16 protein-coding genes and 1 pseudogene are annotated in these 17785 nt (G+C 66.5%); 5 read left to right on the forward strand and 12 right to left on the reverse strand.

Annotated features, from left to right (window positions below; translation table 11 throughout):
• The first annotated feature begins 37 nt into the window (after positions 1-37).
• On the forward strand, positions 38-745 hold the full coding sequence (locus AB5I39_RS05360) for an SDR family NAD(P)-dependent oxidoreductase (RefSeq protein ID WP_404372129.1): 708 nt from the start codon (positions 38-40) through the stop codon (positions 743-745).
• On the opposite strand, the gene AB5I39_RS05365 is transcribed toward AB5I39_RS05360, so the two are convergent.
• The 6 genes from AB5I39_RS05365 to AB5I39_RS05390 form a co-directional block, all read right to left on the reverse strand.
• Complete coding sequence (locus AB5I39_RS05365; protein WP_404372132.1) at positions 742-1317, reverse strand: NTP transferase domain-containing protein; 576 nt, start codon at positions 1315-1317, stop codon at positions 742-744. The genes AB5I39_RS05360 and AB5I39_RS05365 overlap by 4 nt on opposite strands.
• Before the next feature lie 4 nt (positions 1318-1321).
• Positions 1322-2242 carry an XdhC family protein gene (locus tag AB5I39_RS05370; protein ID WP_404372134.1) on the reverse strand — a complete coding sequence of 307 codons (921 nt, stop codon included), beginning with the start codon at positions 2240-2242 and terminating at the stop codon, positions 1322-1324.
• A gap of 122 nt (positions 2243-2364) precedes the next feature.
• The gene (locus AB5I39_RS05375; RefSeq protein ID WP_404372137.1) at positions 2365-4584 is read right to left on the reverse strand and encodes a xanthine dehydrogenase family protein molybdopterin-binding subunit; all 2220 of its coding nucleotides are present in this window, start codon (positions 4582-4584) and stop codon (positions 2365-2367) included.
• Positions 4585-4612: 28 nt separating this feature from the next.
• Complete coding sequence (locus AB5I39_RS05380) at positions 4613-6841, reverse strand: xanthine dehydrogenase family protein molybdopterin-binding subunit (RefSeq protein ID WP_404372140.1); 2229 nt, start codon at positions 6839-6841, stop codon at positions 4613-4615.
• On the reverse strand, positions 6838-7812 hold the full coding sequence (locus AB5I39_RS05385) for an FAD binding domain-containing protein (protein WP_404372143.1): 975 nt from the start codon (positions 7810-7812) through the stop codon (positions 6838-6840). The genes AB5I39_RS05380 and AB5I39_RS05385 overlap by 4 nt, the downstream gene beginning before the upstream one ends.
• Positions 7809-8300 carry a 2Fe-2S iron-sulfur cluster-binding protein gene (locus tag AB5I39_RS05390; RefSeq protein ID WP_404372146.1) on the reverse strand — a complete coding sequence of 164 codons (492 nt, stop codon included), beginning with the start codon at positions 8298-8300 and terminating at the stop codon, positions 7809-7811. Before AB5I39_RS05390 ends, AB5I39_RS05385 begins: the two co-directional genes overlap by 4 nt.
• Before the next feature lie 116 nt (positions 8301-8416).
• Here AB5I39_RS05390 and AB5I39_RS05395 point away from each other — a divergent pair, with 116 nt between their 5' ends.
• Together AB5I39_RS05395 and AB5I39_RS05400 are read left to right on the forward strand one after the other, a co-directional pair.
• Positions 8417-9454 carry a glycerophosphodiester phosphodiesterase gene (locus AB5I39_RS05395; RefSeq protein WP_404372149.1) on the forward strand — a complete coding sequence of 346 codons (1038 nt, stop codon included), beginning with the start codon at positions 8417-8419 and terminating at the stop codon, positions 9452-9454.
• Complete coding sequence (locus AB5I39_RS05400) at positions 9451-9735, forward strand: hypothetical protein (protein WP_404372152.1); 285 nt, start codon at positions 9451-9453, stop codon at positions 9733-9735. The genes AB5I39_RS05395 and AB5I39_RS05400 overlap by 4 nt, the downstream gene beginning before the upstream one ends.
• A 146-nt stretch (positions 9736-9881) precedes the next feature.
• On the opposite strand, the gene AB5I39_RS05405 is transcribed toward AB5I39_RS05400, so the two are convergent.
• Entirely contained in the window at positions 9882-10571 is a 690-nt protein-coding gene (locus AB5I39_RS05405) for an esterase/lipase family protein (protein ID WP_404372154.1), read from the reverse strand.
• A gap of 46 nt (positions 10572-10617) precedes the next feature.
• On the opposite strand from AB5I39_RS05405, the gene phhA reads away from it, so the two are divergent.
• Complete coding sequence (gene phhA, locus AB5I39_RS05410) at positions 10618-11484, forward strand: phenylalanine 4-monooxygenase (protein ID WP_404372157.1); 867 nt, start codon at positions 10618-10620, stop codon at positions 11482-11484.
• Entirely contained in the window at positions 11481-11861 is a 381-nt protein-coding gene (locus AB5I39_RS05415; protein WP_404372160.1) for a hypothetical protein, read from the forward strand. Before phhA ends, AB5I39_RS05415 begins: the two co-directional genes overlap by 4 nt.
• Positions 11862-11865: 4 nt before the next feature.
• Here AB5I39_RS05415 and AB5I39_RS05420 read toward each other — a convergent pair whose 3' ends face one another.
• The 5 genes and pseudogenes from AB5I39_RS05420 to AB5I39_RS05440 form a co-directional block, all read right to left on the reverse strand.
• On the reverse strand, positions 11866-12798 hold the full coding sequence (locus AB5I39_RS05420; protein ID WP_404372162.1) for a 50S ribosomal protein L11 methyltransferase: 933 nt from the start codon (positions 12796-12798) through the stop codon (positions 11866-11868).
• Between the two features lie 70 nt (positions 12799-12868).
• Positions 12869-14077, reverse strand: coding sequence for an ABC transporter permease (locus tag AB5I39_RS05425; protein WP_404372165.1), 1209 nt, complete (start codon positions 14075-14077; stop codon positions 12869-12871).
• 108 nt (positions 14078-14185) lie between these two features.
• Positions 14186-14881, reverse strand: a pseudogene (locus AB5I39_RS05430) (ABC transporter ATP-binding protein); the annotation flags it as partial.
• Between the two features lie 25 nt (positions 14882-14906).
• Positions 14907-16280 carry an efflux RND transporter periplasmic adaptor subunit gene (locus AB5I39_RS05435; RefSeq protein ID WP_404372168.1) on the reverse strand — a complete coding sequence of 458 codons (1374 nt, stop codon included), beginning with the start codon at positions 16278-16280 and terminating at the stop codon, positions 14907-14909.
• Positions 16281-17741, reverse strand: coding sequence for an efflux transporter outer membrane subunit (locus AB5I39_RS05440; RefSeq protein WP_404374022.1), 1461 nt, complete (start codon positions 17739-17741; stop codon positions 16281-16283). It abuts the gene before it with no gap.
• Positions 17742-17785: the final 44 nt, after the last annotated feature.

Below are 17785 nucleotides of genomic sequence, written 5' to 3' on the forward strand. Positions count from 1 at the left end.
GGTAGCGCGCGGTGCTGGCGCGCGCTAAGCCTCACCCATGACCAACATCCTCCTCACCGGCTCCTCGCGCGGCATTGGGGCAGCGACGTTCGCTGCCCTGGAAGCGGCGGGCGCGACGATCGTCGGCCAGGCCACCATTGGCGGCGCATCCGCGCTCGCCTCCGACTTTGCCGATCCTGCCGCACCGCGCGCGCTGTGGGATGCGGCACTCGACCGGCTCGACGGGCGGATCGACGTGCTGATCAACAATGCCGGCGTGTTCGACGCCAACCCGATTGACTGCGACGACGCCGCCTGGGTCGCAGGGTGGGAGCGCACGATGCGCATCAACCTGACCGCCTCGGCCGAATTGTGCCGCCTCGCCGTGCTGCACTGGCAGGGGCGCGAATCCGGCGGGCGGATCGTCAACATCGCGAGCCGTGCGGCCTATCGCGGCGATTCGCCACAGCATTGGCATTATGCCGCGTCCAAGGCGGGGATGGTCGCAATGACCAAGTCGATCGCACGCGGCTATGCCGCGGACGGCATCTTAGCTTTCGCGGTGTGCCCCGGCTTCACGATGACCGGCATGGCCGAGGACTATCTGGCGAGCCGCGACGGCGAAAAACTGCTCGCCGACATCCCGCTCGGCCGGGTCGCGCACCCGGACGAAGTCGCGACGATCGCGCGCTTCCTGGCGCTCGATGCGCCGGAGTCGATGACGGGGGCGGTGCTCGACGTGAATGGCGCGAGCTACGTGCGCTAAACCAACGCCCGCAAGCGCTCCAGATCTTCGGGCCGGTCAATATCGAGCAATTCCGCCCCTGGCGCGATCACGTGGCGGCCGGCGCGGATCAGGTCGCGCGCACCGGCATCGCCTTGAAGCTTCGTCAGCGTGTCGAAATGCCCGGCGCCAAATACCGCGGGCGGGGTATGGTGCGCGCCGTTGCTTGACGCGACGACGCTGTCTGGCCCCTCAAAGGCGCCCAGCAAGTGCGTGACATGCGCAGCAGTGACGCGCGGCATATCGGCGAGCGCGATCACGACTGCTTCGCACCCCAGCGCCCGCGCCGCCGCAACGCCAAGCACGACCGAACCCGACATGCCGTCCTCCGGCGCGCCGTTCTGCAACACGATGTAGCCACGGGCACCAAAATCGAGATCGGTGTTCGAGCACACCGCAATGCGCGCTTTGAACGGCATGGTCTCCAGCGCGGTGACGATGTGGAAGGCAAGCGGCTGGCCCAGGAAATCTTCCTGCAATTTGTCGGCCGCACCGAAGCGCTCGGACCGCCCCGCCGCGAGCAGCACCAGGACGCACTCCTCGGGTGCGATCATCCGCTCAAGACTTGCGGTTGAACGCGGCGACCATCGCGGCGGCGATCGACAGCGCGATTTCGGCGGGGCCGACCGCGCCGATGTCCAACCCGACCGGGCCGTCGATCCGGTCGAGATCGGCCTCCGCCACCCCCGCCGCTGCGAGTTGCTCGCGCCGCGCGGCGTGGCTGCGGCGCGATCCGAGCGCACCGACATAGGCCGTCGGGCGGGCGAGCGCGGCGATCAGCGCGGGATCGTCGATCTTGGTGTCGTGGCTTAATGTCACCACTGCGCTGGCGAGACCGGGATCGAACGCCTCGACCGCCTCATCGGGCCAGCGATCGTCAAGCGTCACGCCGGGAAACCGCTCCTCGGTCAGGAAACGCGCGCGCGGGTCGATCACCGTCGTCGCGATGCCGAGTTCGCGCGCGAGGCCAGCGAGCGCCTGCGCAATCTGCACCGCGCCGACGATCAGCAAGCGGCGCGGCGGATCGTAGCGATTGACGAACGCCGCCCCCTCGATCGGGCGGAGCGAGCTTTGCCCGGTGCCGAGATCGGTGGTCACGGTCAGTGCCCTGCCCCCAGCCTGCGCCTCGGCGATGCGGTCGAACAGTTCGGGGTCGAACCCTTCGGCCGACACTGGCTGGACCAGCACCGCAATCTCGCCGCCGCATGGCAGGCCGACTTCCCAGGCCGCCGCATCGGCGACGCCGTAATTCTTGAGCTGAAACGGCGCACCGGCGATCACCTGCGCCGCAGTGGCGAGGATGTCGCTCTCGACGCAGCCGCCCGACACCGATCCTTCAAAGCGGCCATCGGCGTGGACCAGCATATGGCTGCCGCGCGGGCGCGGCGCCGATCCCCAGGTAGAGACCACGGTGGCGAGCGCGAGCGGCTCGCCCTTCCAGGTGCGCGCGGCGTTCAGGACGGTGTCGTTATCGGGCATAAGCTCTCTTCCTCCCCTCCCTGGAAGGGAGGGGTTGGGGGTGGGTTGGTCTGAGGCGGCGTCGAACTCTCCACGAGCCGACCCACCCCCTGCCCCTCCCTTTCAGGGAGGGGAGAATTGCGTCACACCTCCGGCAACCCGGCCAACACCTTGTCCAGCGTCAGCGGAAAGTCCCGCACACGCACGCCGCAGGCGTTATAGATCGCGTTGGTCACCGCCGCGCCCGCGCCCGAGATCGACAATTCGCCGAGCCCCTTCACCCCGATCGGATTGGCGTGATGGTCGATCTTTTCGACAAACAGCACGTCCAGCGGCGGCACGTCGGCGTGGGAAGGAATGTGATATTCGCCCAGATCGTGATTGACGAACTGGCCGTGGCGCTGATCGAGTACGGCATCCTCCATGAGCGCATAGCCGATCCCCCAGATCATCCCGCCGATCGCCTGGCTGCGCGCCAGCTTGGCGTTGAGGATGCGGCCCGCCTCGAACACGCCGAGCATCCGCCGCACGCGCACTTCGCCGGTCACCGCGTTGACCGCGACCTCGGCGAATTGCGCGCCGTGTGCGGCCTGGCTGAAGGTCTTGGCGTTCGATCCTTGCGAGATCTTGCCCTTGCCGACCAGCGCCTCGGCACCGACCAGCTCGCCGAGCGGAACGCGGCGATTGCCCGCAACCGCGTGGCCGTCCTTCAGCGTCATGTCCTCCGCCGCCGCGCCCATCCGATCGGCCAGCACCGCGACGATATCCTCGCACGCCAGCGCGACCGACGACCCCGCGCTCGCCGCGCCGAACGATCCGCCCGATCCCGCACCCGGCGGCAGATCGGTATCGCCCAGCACCACGTCGATCTGCTCGACCGGCACGCCCAGCGCCTCGCCTGCGATCTGCGCCAGGATCGTATAGGTGCCGGTGCCGATGTCGGTCATGTCGGTTTCGACCAGCACGCGGCCATCGCTTTTCAGCGTGACCCGCGCCTCCGAATCGACCAGCAGGTTGATCCGCACCGCCGCGGCCATGCCCATGCCGATCAGCCATTCGCCCTCGCGCCGTTGACCCGGGGTTGCGGCACGATGCGCCCAGCCGAACGCCTCTGCCCCCTGATCCATACACTCGACCAGCGCGCGCGTCGAAAAGAGCGCGCCGGTCAGCGGATCGATCGCAGGTTCGTTCAACTTGCGGAAATCGATCGGATCGCGGCCCAGTGCCTCGGCCATCTCATCGATCGCGGTTTCGAGCGCGAGCGTGCCGACCGCCTCGCCCGGCGCGCGCACCGCACCCGCCATCACCATGTCGAGCGTCACGACCTTGTGGCTGAAATGGCGGACCGGCGCGTCGTAGAGCGACAGCGATCCCAAGGCGACCGGCTCCATGAAACCGCCATCGGGGCATTGGCTCACTACACTGTCATGCCCGAGCGCGGTCAGCTTGCCGTCCTTGTCGGCCGCGAGGCGGATGCGCTGGTGCGTGTCGGTGCGGCGATAGACGTTGTGGAACAGCTGCGCACGCGCCATCGCGATCTTGACCGGGCGGCCGATCTTCTGCGCTGCGATAGCGGCGAGCACCGCCTCGGGCCCGAGCATCTTCGATCCAAACCCGCCGCCGATATAGGGCGAGAGGATGCGCACCTTGTCGGCCGGGATGCCGACCGCCTTGGCCAGCACCTGCTTCGCCACATTCAGGATCTGCAGGCTGGAATGCAGCGTCAGCCGGTCGCCGTCCCACACCGCGATCGAGGCGTGCGGTTCCATCGCGGCATGGACCTGGTTGGGTGTGGTATAGACCTGATCGATCGTCACCCCGCCCGAGGCGCGGGCCGCGGCCATCGCCGCCTCGATGTCGCCCTTGGCAACGTCCTGCAGGCGCGAGTCCTTGGGCGGGCCGCTGGCGTGCGCGACATTGGCCATGGTGTCGAACACGGCCGGTTCGGGCGTGACATGCACCACCACTGCCTTGGCCGCTTCCCGCGCCGCCTCGAAACTTTCGGCGATGGCGACTCCGACGACCTGGTCCCAATGGTCGATCGCCTCGTTGCCGGCGTGCGCCGGACCGAAGGCAGCCGCCTGGCGCGGAATGCGGGGGTCATCGAGGATGACGTCGATAACGCCGGGCACCGCTCGCGCGGCCGCATCGTCGAAACTCGTCACCGTCCCCTTCGCGGCGGGTGCGGTAATCAGGTAGCCATAGGCCACCTGCCCTTCGACGCGGTGCTCATAGCCATAACGCGCCAAGCCACTGACCTTCAGCGCGCCTTCGCTCCGGTTCAGCCCCGCGCCCAGCACCGCCTGCACCCCGCGATCCATCGCGAGGCCGGGGTGTTCGGCGTCCATCTTGAATTCGGCCATAGATCATCCGCCCCCCTAGCGTGCCCGCTTACACCGCGGGCAGGCCATCCAAAATCTTGTCCAGCGTAAGTGGGTAGTCGCGCACGCGCACGCCAGTGGCGTTGTACACCGCGTTGGCAATCGCCGCGCCCGCGCCTGAAATACCCAGCTCGCCGATCCCCTTGGCGTGGATCGGGTTGGCGTGCACGTCGCGTTCTTCCAGAAACACGACCTCCTGCTGCGGCACGTCGGCATTCACCGGCACGTGATATTCGCCAAGGTCGCGATTGACGAGCTTGCCGTTGCGCGGATCGTGGATCAAATCCTCGGTCAGCGCGGCGCCGATTCCGAACGTCATGCCGCCCAGGCATTGCGAGCGCGCGGTCTTTTCATTGAGGATGCGTCCTGCCGCGAATACGCCGAGCATCCGGCGCACGCGCACCTCGCCGGTCACCGCATTCAACGCCACTTCGGCAAAATGCGCGCCATAGCTCGCCTGCTTGGTCGCCTTTTCCTGCTTGCCCGGCGCAATGGTCCCGGTGGCGACGATCCCGTCGTCCCCGGCGAGCGAGGCGAGCGACACCTTGCGATTGTCGGCGATCGCCTCGCCGTCCTTCAAGGTCAGCGCTTCGGAATCGACCTTCATCGCCTTGGCAATCTGCTTACGGATCGCTTCGCACGCGAGATAGACCGACGATCCGCTCGACGCCGCACCCCACGACCCGCCCGAACCTGCTGCAGGCGGCATGTCGGTGTCGCCGAGCTTCACCGTCACGCGCTCGATCGGCAGACCGAGCAGTTCGGCGGCGATCTGCGCCAGGATGGTGTAGGAACCCGTGCCGATATCCGTCATCGCGCTTTCGACGATCGCCTGACCGCCTGCAGTCAGTGTTACGCGCGCCGAGGATTCCTGCAACATATTGCCGCGCACCGCCGCCGCGACGCCAAGGCCGATCAGCCATTCGCCCTCGCGTACCGTGCCCGCCTTGCCGCGTTTGTCCCAGCCGAACTTACCAGCGCCTTCGTCCAGACAGCGCAGCAATTGCCGCGTCGAGAAGGGCGCCTGCGTATCGGGGTCGCTGTCCGGTTCGTTGATCCGGCGCAACTCAATCGGGTCGATCCCCGCCGCCTCGGCCAATTCGTCCATCGCGCACTCCAGCGCCAACATCCCCGAGGCCTCGCCGGGCGCGCGCATCGAGCCGGACAGCAGCCAATCGAGCCGCACAATGTCGTGATCAATATGCCAATTCGGCGCCGCGTACGCGAAATGCGTGCCGATCCCGCACGGTTCGTAATAGTCCTCGCCCGGCAAATTGCTGGTCAGGATGTCGTGCCCCAGCGCGACCAGCTTGCCGTTTGCGTCGGCACCCAGCCGCATCCGCTGTTCGGTGTTCGAACGGCGCACGGTCGCGTCGAAGACCTGTTGGCGTGCCATCACCGCCTTGACAGGACGCCCGAGCGACCGCGCCGCTATCGCCGCCGCGACCGATTCCGGCGCGATGCCGAGCTTCGACCCGAACCCGCCGCCGATATAGGGCGCGACGATCCGCACCTTTTTTTGGCTGAGACCCAGCGCCTTGGCGAGCTGCTGCGCGTCCGAGGTCGGCATCTGGTACGATCCGTACAGCGTCAACGCGCCGGTATCGTCCCACACCGCGATCGAGGCGTGCGGCTCCATTGCCGCGCTGTTCTGGCTGGGCGTGGTATAGGTCACGTCGATCGCGACTGCGGCATCGGCCATAGCGGCATCGATATCGCCTTCGGAAAAGTGGATCGGCACCTGGTTTTCGGCGCCCGGCTTTTCCGCCTCGCTTTTCAGCGCCTCGAAATCGAAGCGGCCCTCGGCCTCGTCATATTCGATGTGCAATTGCTGCGCGGCACCGCGCGCGGCTTCGAAACTCTCGGCCAGTACGATCGCGACGATTTCGCCGAAATAGTGCACGTCCTCGACGCCTTGCGTCGGGGCTTCGGTCTCCCCACCCTGCTGCGGATTGCGTGCGAAGGTGGCGAAATCGGTCACCACGTCGATCACGCCGGGCAGGCTCAGCACGCCCTCGGCATCGACCGACACGATCTTGCCGCGCGCCACCTTACTGCCGACCAGCACGCCGTATGCGAGATTGTCGATCGCATGTTCGGCGGCGTAGGTCGCGCTGCCCGAAACCTTGAGCGGCCCCTCGACCCGGTCGATACCCTTGCCGATAATGCCTTGCGTGGCCGTATCGAGCAGGCTCGACGGCGTCGGCTTGTCCATCGTCAGGGCGTTGGTGGTGCTCATGTCGACGCTCCGGTCAGCTCGCGCAGCACGGCGGTCAGCACGCGCCGGGTGAGCGGGATTTTGAAATCGTTCGAGCCGTAGCCTTTGGCATGGGCGAGCAACGCATCGGCCGCCGCCGCAAAGGTCACATCGGTCGGTTCCTGCCCGACCAGCGCAGCCTCGACCGCGGCATCACGCCATGGCATCGGCCCCAAGCCGCCGAACGCGAGCGATGCAGAGGCGATCTTGCCGTCCTCGACCGAGACGATTCCGGCGACCGAGACCAAAGCGAAAGCGTAGGACGCGCGGTCGCGCACCTTGCGGTATGACTGCTTGCCAGCGGGCGCGGGCGGCAGTTCGATATGCGTGATCAACTCGCCCGGCTGCAGCACGGTTTCGATATGCGGCGTGTCGCCCGGCAGGCGATAGAAATCGTGGATCGAAATCCGCCGCCGGTCGCCGCCGGGTTGCAGCGTCACGATCGTTGCGTCGAGCGCGCGCATCGCCACCGCCATGTCGCTGGGGTGCGTCGCGATGCACTGCTCGCTGGTACCGAGGATCGCGAGGATGCGGTTGAACCCGCCGATCGCCGAACAGCCCGAACCCGGCGCGCGCTTGTTGCACGCCATCGCCGTGTCGTAGAAATAATAGCAGCGCGTCCGCTGCAGCAGATTGCCGCCGGTCGAGGCCTTGTTGCGCAGCTGCCCCGATGCACCCGCCAGCAAGGCGCGAGCGAGCACCGGATAGTCCGCCACGACATGGTCGTTGGCGGCCAGATCGCTGTTCGGCACCAGCGCGCCGATCGTCAGCCCGCCATCGTCGCGCCGCTCGACCTGCGCCAGGTCGAGCCGCGAAATATCGACCAGTTTCTCCGGCGTCTCGATCTGCAATTTCATCAGATCGAGCAGATTGGTGCCGCCAGCGATGAAGCGACCGCCCGCCGCGACCGCCGCCTCGGGGCTTTCCGCCCGCGCATAATCGAAGGTCTTCATGCGCCAGCCACTTCCGAAATCGCATCGACTATGTTGGGATAGGCGGAACAACGGCAGAGATTGCCGCTCATTCGCTCCGAAATCTCGTGCTCGTCCAGGCTGACCGCGGTCAGATCGTCGCTGACATGGCTCGCCCAGCCCTTCTTGACCTCGTCCAGCATCCCCATCGCCGAACAAATCTGCCCCGGCGTGCAATATCCACACTGATATCCGTCATGCTTGACGAAGGCCGCCTGCAGCGGATGCAGATTGTCCGCGCTGCCGATGCCTTCGATCGTTAAAATGTCATCGTCCTGATGCATCACCGCCAGCGTGAGGCAGGAATTGATCCGACGACCGTTCACCAGGACCGTGCACGCGCCGCATTGGCCGTGGTCGCAGCCCTTCTTGGTGCCGGTCAGTCCGACATGTTCGCGCAACACGTCGAGCAGCGACGCGCGGATATCGGGGTCGGCCTCGTGAACCGTGCCGTTGATGGTGAAGTGCATGGGGATCGCGGCTCCTGTGAGATTGGGGTAACGCGGTCGTGTGCGTTCGGTTTCCCTGGATAGGTGGCAGTATGAGACTTTTTCCGCGATCCTTGCGCAAGCGAAATGTCCTGGGGATGACGCTCGCTCTGGCATCCGGTGCCGCTTCGGCGCAGACTGTGCCGATGTCGCAAGCACTTACCCCACCGATCGTGATCGCGCACCGCGGCGCCAGCGGGCTGCGGCCCGAACATACGATCGCATCCTATACCTTGGCGATCGAACAGGGTGCCGATTTCATCGAACCCGATCTGGTGTTGACCAAGGACGACGTCTTCGTCGCGCGGCACGAGAATGACATCACCGGCACCACCGACGTCGCCAACCACCCCGAATTCGCCGCGCGCCGGACCGAAAAGGTGATCGACGGCCAGAAGCATGTCGGCTGGTTCACCGAGGATTTCACGCTCGCCGAATTGAAGACGCTGCGCGCGGTCGAGCGGCTGCCCAGGCTGCGCCCCGACAATACCAAATATGACGGTCAGTTCGAGGTGCCGACGCTCGCCGAGGTGATCGCGCTGGCGAAGAAGCATCATGTCGGCATCTATCCCGAGACCAAGCATCCGAGCTACTTCGCCAAGATCGGCCATCCGATGGAGGCGCGGCTGGTCGCGGAACTGAAGGCGGCGGGCTGGTCGAAACCAAGCGACCCGGTGTTCATCCAGTCGTTCGAGGTCGACAACCTCAAACGGCTGCACGGCATGACCGGGCTGCGCCTGATCCAATTGATGGATGCAGACGGTGCGCCCCCGGACGGTGCCGCACCAAGCTATGCCGCGATGGCGACGCCTGCTGGCCTGAAGGCGGTGGCGGCCTATGCGTACGGCATCGGCCCCAACAAGGACATGATCCAGAAGGGGGACGCCGCGCCGTCCACGCTGGTTGCGGACGCGCACGCGGTGGGCCTCCGGCTCCACCCTTGGACCTTCCGTGCCGAAAACATGTTCCTGCCGCCGAGCCTGCGCACCGGCACCGATCCAGCCGTCCACGGTCGCCTGACCGAGGAGATCGATCGCTTCCTCGATCTTGGCGTCGACGGTTTCTTCACCGACTTCGCGTATATCGGGGTGGAAGCGCGGACCGCATGGCGCGCGAAGAGGAAGGTCCCGGGATGAATCGCAAAGCCCTGATCGCCGCCGTCTTGCTGCTTCCTGCGCTGAGCGGCGGCTGTCTCGCCAAGGCCGCGGTCGATGTCGTCACGCTGCCGGCGAAGGCTGCGGGCAAGGCGGTCGATTGGAGCACGACGAGCCAGTCCGAGGCCGACCGCAACTACGGCCGCAAGATGCGCAAGGCCGAGGAACGCGAAGGTGCCGAGCGCAAGAAGTGGGAAAAGGAATGCCGCCAGCACAAGCGCGACGATTGCGAGCGGTATGAGGGGTATCGGGCGGATCGCTGAATCAGCAGGATATCGTCACCCCGGCCTTGTGCCGGGGCCACCGTGCCGCGAGGGCTGTGATTTAAATGCCAGGATATCGCCAAGCCGCTTGGTGGACCCCGGCACAAGGCCGGGGTGACGGATAGGGATTCGGACAGCGGCTAATCTCAAACAGCGCCCCCCAACACTTCCGCCACCGCCAGCAAGACCTGCGGCCGCACCTGGACGCCGAGGTGGCTGCTGCGCACCTCCACCGATCGGGCATCGTCATCGTGGCAGATCATGCCGTTGACCAGCCCGTCGCTGCGGCTCCAGATCGCGGTGGTCGGCACTGGCATCGGTTGCGCGATCATCGCAGATCGCGCGACGACCTCCGGCGCGTCGATCCGCTCGCCGGTCAGCGCCTCGAACGCGCGCCACACATTGGTCGCGCGCGGGGTGCCGGCGAACGGCGAGCTGATCGTGATGACCTCGCGCACCAGATCGGGCGCGCGGTGCGCGACGAAGCGCGCCATGATCCCGCCCAGGCTGACCCCGATCAGCGTTACGGGTTCGCCCGAGGCATCGCGCATCTGGCGCACCCGCTCGATCAACCGCTCGCCCTGCGTGCCGATCACCCGCGCACCGAGGTTGCGCCCCATGCCCCACCCCTCGGCTCGATAGCCAAGCGAGGCGAGATAGCGCCGCAGAAAGACGTTCGAACGATCGCTGTTGAACAGGCCGGGCAGCAGCAGCACCGGCCGCCCATCGCCGCGCGGCCCGCGCGCCAGCATCGATCGCGAGAAGGCGAGCGTGGCGAGGCCGTAAGCACCGCGCGGCACTTCCACGGCGAGCAATCGTTTAGACGGTGGTTTCATTCGCAACCTGGTTCCTGCCGCAGTGCAGCTATGATAGGCTAAGGTCATGGCCGATGATACGCATGTTCTGGACCGCCCGCCCGAGGGTGCGTCCGCCGATTGGACGATTCCACAGGATTGGGGCCATTTCACGCCCGAAGAACATGCCGTGTGGGACACTTTGTTCGCCCGGCAAGCGAAATTGCTGCCCGGTCGCGCATCGGATGCGTATTTGCGCGGGCTCGATGTGCTCAAGCTCAGCAAGCCCGGCATCCCCGATTTCGACGAACTGTCGGAGCGGCTGATGAAACTGACTGGCTGGCAAGTCGTCGCAGTGCCGGGGCTGGTGCCGGACGACGTGTTCTTCGATCACATGGCCAACCGCCGCTTCGTCGCGGGCAATTTCATTCGTCGGCCCGACCAGCTCGATTATCTGCAGGAACCCGACGTGTTCCACGACGTGTTCGGGCACGTCCCGATGCTCGCCGACCCGGTCTTCGCCGATTATCTGGCCGCCTATGGCCGCGGCGGGCAGCGCGCGCTGGGGCTGGATGCGCTGAAATATCTCGGGCGGCTGTACTGGTACACGGTCGAATTCGGCCTGATCGCCGAGCCCGAGGGCTTGCGCATCTATGGCTCGGGCATCGTGTCGAGCTTCGCCGAAAGCCGCTTTGCGCTGGACGACCCCAGCCCCAACCGCATCGCGTTCGACCTGAAGCGCGTGATGCGCACTGAGTACCGCATCGACGATTTCCAGCAGAATTATTTCGTCATTCCGAGCTTCGATGAGCTGCTGCGGCTGACGGTCGAGACCGATTTCGCGCCGCTCTATGCGGAATTGGCAGGGTTGCCGGATGTGCCGGTCGCGACGGTGCTGCCGGAGGATGAAGTGCTGACGCTGGGGACGCAGGCTTATGCGTTGGCAAAGGGGTGAGCAGGGCCGAGCGCGAGCGTTGGGCCTTGGGTGAGGAACACTGGCCGCACTTGCAGGCCTTTCTGTCGCAACGGATTGCTGACGACACGTTCGGTAGCGTTAAGGCGTTGCGGGCCGCGGTAGATGGCGCGCTCGGCACGCTCGATTTCCAGCAGCGCGCCGATATTGCGACGGACTGTCGTAATTTCCTGAACGCCTTCAAGACGCGCTACGATGATCGCGAATTTCTGCGGGACGGCTTCGGCGTTCGCGGGGAGCTTCCGATCGACGACCGTGGGCGCGGACAGGCCGGTCTGGGCCGCGCCAAGGTCATCTACAATTCGTTCGTCGCTTCGCTGAGAGCGGAAGTGGACGGGTGGCAGCCGACCGCCAACTAAGCGCCTACAAATCCAGCGCCCACCCGTCGCGGCCCTTGGGATCGATCGGCTTGGTCGGCACGTAGCGTTCCGTCCCCGCCGTCAGCCGCAGGATCGACCAGTCGCCGCGCCGGTCGACTTCGTTCATCGCACAGCCGCACGCCTCGAACGCCGCAACCACGTCGGCGCGCTGCGTTTCCAGCAACCCAGCCAGCACGATCGTCGCCCCGGGCGCGGCGATCGCCGCGATTTCCGGGGCCATCGAGACGAGCGGCCCGGCCAGGATGTTGGCGATCAGGAGATCATAGGGCGCCCGCGCGGTGATGCCGTCGTCCAGCGCACCATCGGCGACGATCAGATCGACGCCTTCGATCGCGTTCAGCGCGGCGTTCTCCGCAGTCACGACGATTGCGCGCGGGTCGATGTCGGTCGCGATCACGGCCGCATCCGGCCACAAATGCCGCGCGGCAAAGGCGAGCAGACCGGTGCCCGTGCCGACGTCGATGATGCTGTCGAAGCGCTCGCCCGACAGCGCATCGAGCATCGCCAGACACCCCGAAGTCGTCGCGTGATGCCCGGTCCCGAACGCCTGCCCCGCCTCGATCAGGAAAGCGCGGCCGCCCGGCGGCGGGGTCACCGGGTGCGCCGAGGTATGCACCACGAAGCGCCCCTCGGCGATCGGCTCGAGTCCCTGCTGGCTCATCGTCACCCAATCGGCATCGTCGAGCCGCTCGATCACCGGCGCAGCCGCGCCAGCGCTCGGCACCAGCGCGAGAAGCGCGGCGATCGTCTCGGGCGTGGGTTCGGCTTCCAGATAGGCGTCGAGCCGCCAGTGCTCGCGGTCGTCCTCTTCCAGCTCGGTGGTCATCAGCACCATGCCCTCTGCGACATCGTCCGACGCATCGATTGCCTCCGCCTCGGCGCGAGTGCAGGGCAGGCTCAGTTTCCAGCTGGTCATGGAACGCGTCTGCCCGCCAGCCCCTCCGCGCGCAAGCGGGCAAACCTCTTCTTCCTGCCCTTCCGCGCCGCTATTCGTGGCGGAGTGCGTCGATCGGGTTGAGTGAGGCGGCGCGGCGTGCCGGGAAGAAGCCGAACACCACGCCGATCAGCGCCGAAATGGCAAAGGCGATCAGATTGATCTGCAAATCGAACAGATAGGTCACCTTCAGCACCGGCACGAGCGCCAGGATCACGCCTTGCGCCAGCACCAGCCCGAGCAGCCCGCCAAGCATCGACAGCGCGATCGCCTCGACCAGGAATTGCAGCAGCACCTCGCTCGCCACCGCGCCGATCGCGAGGCGGATGCCGATTTCGCGCGTGCGCTCGGTCACCGAGACGAGCATGATGTTCATGATCCCGATCCCGCCCACGATCAGGCTGATCGCCGCCACCGCCGTCACGATGCTGGTCAGTGCGGTGGTCGCGCCGGTCAGCGTGTCATTGATCTGCTTGGTGTCGAAGACGAAGAAATCGTCGTCCTTGCCCTGGGTGATGTTGCGCCGTTCGCGCAGCAGATCCTCGATCGAGTCCTGCACCGTGCTGCTCGCAAACGCCTTGTCGACGCCGACCAGGATCAGGCGGATGTCGCGGTTGCCGGTGAAGCGGCGCTGCACCGCCTTGATTGGCATGATCACGACATCGTCCTGATCGCCGCCAAAGCCCGATTGCCCGCGCGTGCTGAGCACGCCGATCACGTCGCAACTGATCGCACCGATCCGCATCCGCGTGCCGACTGGCGCTTCGCCGTGATATAGATTTTTCGCCACCGTATTGCCGATGATGCACACCGATTTGCCCGACGCCTCCTCGATCGGCGTGAAGGCGCGGCCGCTCGTCAACGGCCAGGGCTGCACGTCGAAATAGCCGTTGGTGGTGCCGTTGATCGTGGTCGACCAATTGGCACCTTCATAGATCGCGGTCGCGGTCGCCTGTGCCTGCGCGGCGACGGCGGTGACGCCCGCCACCTGCCGCGCGATCGCATCGACATCGGACGGTTTGAAATCGGGCGGACGCGGCCCACCGCCACCGCGACCGAAACCCTGGCCGGGGCGGATCTGCAGGATGTTGGTGCCAAGCGAGGCGATCGATTGCTGCACCGCCGCCGTGGTCGCCTTGCCCAGCGTCACCATCGAGACGACCGCGGCCACGCCGATGATGATCCCGAGCGCGGTCAGCACCGAACGCAATTTATGCCGCGCGATCGAACGGATCGCGAGAAGGAAGGTGGTGCCGAGCATGACTTACTCTCCTCCCGCTTGCGGGAGGGGTCGGGGGAGGGCCTGTTCAGAACGGGCGTTTTTCGCAGACATCCCCTCCCCTAGCCCCTCCCGCAGGCGGGAGGGGGATTCCCCCGTCTCGATCCGCTCGACCAGCCCATCCTTGAAATGCACGATGGTGCGCGCAAAGGCCGCCATTTCCGGTTCGTGCGTCACCATCAACACGGTAATCCCGCTGTCGCGGTTCAATCCGCGGAGCAATTCCATGATCTCGACCGAACGTTCCGAATCGAGGTTGCCGGTCGGCTCGTCCGCCAGCAGCACGGCGGGCGCGGTAACGATCGCACGCGCGATCGCGACGCGCTGCTGCTGCCCGCCCGACAGCTCCGCCGGGGTGTGATCCCACCAATCCGCCAGCCCGACCTTGTCGAGCGCCGCCATCGCCGCGTCGTGCCGCGCCTTTTTGGGGTCACCGCGATAGAGCAAAGGCAGCTCGACATTTTCAAGCGCGGTGGTGCGGGCCAGCAGATTGAACCCCTGGAACACGAAACCGAGATATTTGCGGCGCAGCAAGGCGCGCTGGTCGCGGTCGAGCGTCTCGACATGCACGCCCTTGAACTGAAACGTCCCGCCGGTCGGCACGTCGAGACAGCCGAGAATGTTCATCGTGGTCGATTTGCCCGATCCAGACGCGCCCATCACTGCAACGAAGTCACCCTGCGCGATGTCGAGATCGATGCCCTTTAGCGCCAGGAACGCAGTCGCCCCCGTGCCATAGGTCTTGGTCACCCCGCGCAGCGAGATGATCGCATCGGGTGCGGCCACGCTGGACGCGGCGGCAAGGCGTGCGTTACTGGCCACCGCCGCCCGCCCCGCCGGATGACCGCCGCCGCGCGCTGCCCGAACTCGCACTTGCCCCCTTGGCGAGCTCGCCGGTGATGACCTTGTCGCCGGGTTTCAGCGCGCCGCCGATCACCTCGGTCATCGCGCCATTGGTCTCGCCAGTGGTGATGTCGATCGGCTTTGGATTGCCGTCCGCATCCGCGACATAAACCGTCTGCGTACCACCGCGTTTGACGTTCACGCCCTTGTCGGCACCGGCAGCACCGCGCCGCACGCGCGGCGGCCCGATCGCCACGGCGATCCCGCCGCCGGACTTCGTCTCGCCGCTCGGTTTGAAGCGCAAGGCGGCGTTGGGCACCAGCAGCACGTTATTCTTTGCCGACGTCGTGATGTCGGCGGTCGCGGTCATGCCGGGGCGCAATTGCAGATCGGCATTGGCGACGCTCAAGGTTGCCGCATAGGACACGACCTGCCCGGTGGTGCTGGTGGTCGTCGTCGTGCTCGATTGCGCGCTGAGGTTCGATCCGAGATCGACGCGCGTGATCGATGCCGGGAAGGTCTTGCCGGGGAAGGCATCGACCGTGAAGGTCGCACTCTGCCCTTCTTTGACCGATCCCACGTCGGCTTCGTCGATCGCGACCTCCAGCTTCATCGTCGACAGATCCTCGGCGATGACGAACAGCGTCGGCGTGTTGAAACTTGCCGCGACGGTCGCGCCCGGTTCGATCTGCCGCGCCAGCACCACGCCGTTGACGGGCGAGCGGATCACCGCGCGCACAAGCTGCGTCTGGTTCGACGACAACGTCGCGCGGGCGGAGACGACATTTGCCTGCGCAGCGCGGAGATTGGCGACCGCGCGGTCACGGTCGGCGATCGCTTGTTCAAGCTCGGTCTTGGCCGGCACGCGTCCGCCGGACAGGCGGCTCACCTCTTGCAGGCGCGCAAGCTGGGCTTGCGATTGCGCCAGCGTCGCCTGATTCTGCGCGACCGTCGCCACCGCGGCGTTCAGCGCGGCCTCGCTTTGATTGACCGTATCCTGAAAGCGCGAGGGATCGATCAGCGCGAGTGCCTGACCCTTGGTCACGCGGTCGTTCACATCGACCACCACCTTGGTGACCAGACCCGACAGTTCGGAGCCAACCTGCACCTGGTTGGTTGGCGCGAGCTTGCCCGTTGCCGACACGCTTACCGACAGCGACCCGCGCGTTACCGCCTCGGTCGCATAGTCCGGCTTTTCGGCGCTTCCGAAGCAGCTTTTCAGCAGCAACAGCAGCAGCACGACGCCGACCGCTACGCCGGCCCATTTCGCCCACTTCCGCCACACGGGCACCGGCTTCGCGCCGAGAAAGTCGTTGAGATCGGTACGAACGGGATCGGCCATTTAGCGTTCCTGCGTGACGAGGGCGGTCGGGTCGGCGGCGCTGTCCCAGCCGCCGCCGAGCGCGAGATAGAGTTGCACCAATGCGGTCGCGCGGTCGGACTGCGCTTGCGCCAGGCCGTTGCGCGCGGTGAGCAAGCTGCTCTCCGCGGTGTTGAGCGTGGTGAAATCGGTCAGACCCGCACGATATTGGCTGCGCGACAGAAGCGCGGTGTTGTTCGCGGCGTCGAGCGCAATGCTGAATTGCTCGGCCCGGCGCTTGGCACTGTCGAGCGCGACCAGCGCATTCTCGACATCCTCAAGGCCGCCGAGCACGGTGGATTTGTACGCAGCTAGGGCGCTGTCCGCCGCCGCTTCCTGCCCGCGCACTGCGGAGCGCAGCCGCCCCCCGTTGAAGATCGCCTGCGTCAGCCCGGCGAACGCCTGCCCCGCGATCGTCTCGAACAGACTGCCGATCTTCGACGCGTCGGTCGACAGGCTGCCGCTGATCGCCAGCGCCGGGTAAAGCTGCGCCTTCGCCACGCCGATCTGCGCCGTCGCGGCGGCGAGCGTGCGCTCGGCCGATCGCACGTCGGGCCGCTGGCGCAGCGTGTCGATCGGCACGCCGACCGCGATGCTGTCCGGCCCGATCGGGATCGCCTTCACCGCCGCCATCTCGGCCTTCAGCGCACCCGGTGCCTGTCCGGTCAGCACGCCCAGCCGGGCGACTGCGGCATTGTAATTCTGCTCGATCGTCGGGATCGTCGCGGCGGTGCTCGCCCGCTGCGATCGCGCCTGCTCGGCATCGAGCGAGGAGACCAGCCCGGCCTGCACGCGGAAGCCCGCAATCTCCAGATTGTCGTCCTGCAGGCGCAGCGAATTCTGCGCGTTGGCGAGCTGCGCCTGGTACAGCCGTGCCAGCATGTAATTGCGCGCCGCCTCCGCCTCGGTCGACAACAGGACGGTGGCGTAATCATAGCCAGAGGCGGCATATTGCGCGCGGCTCGCCTCAACCGTGCGGCGCACTTCGCCGAACAGCCCGACCTGATATTGCACGTCGAGCCCGACCGACAGCGTATCGCCCGATCCGCGCCCGGTAACGACCGTCGCCCCGCCCGGCAGCGTGGTGACGCCCCCGACGATGCTTTGCGATCGGGTATAGCCAGCGGAGCCGCTGACGGTGGGCAGCAATTGCGCGCGCGACTGCACCAGCGACTCGCGTGCCTGGCGCAACCGCGCGACCGCTTGCGCAACATCGAGATTGTTGGTCCGCGCGCGCTCGACGATGCTGGTCAGCAGCGGATCGTTAAAGCTCGTCCACCAGCGCGTCAGATCCGCCTGGGCGCGCGCGTCCGCCGCGACCGAATAGGCATCCGGCACACCGAGCGCGGCCGGGGTCGCGGGTCGGTAATCGGGACCGACCGTGCAGGACGCGAGCGACACCGAACCGGCAAGCAGAGCAAAAACGAGACGGGAACGTAACATCAGCGTGATGTGGCCCAGGCACGCGCCTGCGGTCCACCGAAACA

It is taken from the genome of Sphingomonas sp. MMS24-J45 (assembly GCF_044881195.1).
GTDB lineage: Bacteria > Pseudomonadota > Alphaproteobacteria > Sphingomonadales > Sphingomonadaceae > Sphingomonas.

Coding starts and splice junctions, on each gene's coding strand:
- AB5I39_RS05400 (WP_404372152.1), top strand. CDS start 9,451: ATGAATCGCAAAGCCCTGATCGCCGCCGTCTTGCTGCTTCCTGCGCTG.
- phhA (WP_404372157.1), top strand. CDS start 10,618: ATGGCCGATGATACGCATGTTCTGGACCGCCCGCCCGAGGGTGCGTCC.
- AB5I39_RS05360 (WP_404372129.1), top strand. CDS start 38: ATGACCAACATCCTCCTCACCGGCTCCTCGCGCGGCATTGGGGCAGCG.
- AB5I39_RS05440 (WP_404374022.1), bottom strand. CDS start 17,741: ATGTTACGTTCCCGTCTCGTTTTTGCTCTGCTTGCCGGTTCGGTGTCG.
- AB5I39_RS05385 (WP_404372143.1), bottom strand. CDS start 7,812: ATGAAGACCTTCGATTATGCGCGGGCGGAAAGCCCCGAGGCGGCGGTC.
- AB5I39_RS05405 (WP_404372154.1), bottom strand. CDS start 10,571: ATGAAACCACCGTCTAAACGATTGCTCGCCGTGGAAGTGCCGCGCGGT.
- AB5I39_RS05365 (WP_404372132.1), bottom strand. CDS start 1,317: ATGATCGCACCCGAGGAGTGCGTCCTGGTGCTGCTCGCGGCGGGGCGG.
- AB5I39_RS05435 (WP_404372168.1), bottom strand. CDS start 16,280: ATGGCCGATCCCGTTCGTACCGATCTCAACGACTTTCTCGGCGCGAAG.
- AB5I39_RS05420 (WP_404372162.1), bottom strand. CDS start 12,798: ATGACCAGCTGGAAACTGAGCCTGCCCTGCACTCGCGCCGAGGCGGAG.
- AB5I39_RS05375 (WP_404372137.1), bottom strand. CDS start 4,584: ATGGCCGAATTCAAGATGGACGCCGAACACCCCGGCCTCGCGATGGAT.
- AB5I39_RS05425 (WP_404372165.1), bottom strand. CDS start 14,077: ATGCTCGGCACCACCTTCCTTCTCGCGATCCGTTCGATCGCGCGGCAT.
- AB5I39_RS05380 (WP_404372140.1), bottom strand. CDS start 6,841: ATGAGCACCACCAACGCCCTGACGATGGACAAGCCGACGCCGTCGAGC.
- AB5I39_RS05395 (WP_404372149.1), top strand. CDS start 8,417: ATGACGCTCGCTCTGGCATCCGGTGCCGCTTCGGCGCAGACTGTGCCG.
- AB5I39_RS05370 (WP_404372134.1), bottom strand. CDS start 2,242: ATGCCCGATAACGACACCGTCCTGAACGCCGCGCGCACCTGGAAGGGC.
- AB5I39_RS05390 (WP_404372146.1), bottom strand. CDS start 8,300: ATGCACTTCACCATCAACGGCACGGTTCACGAGGCCGACCCCGATATC.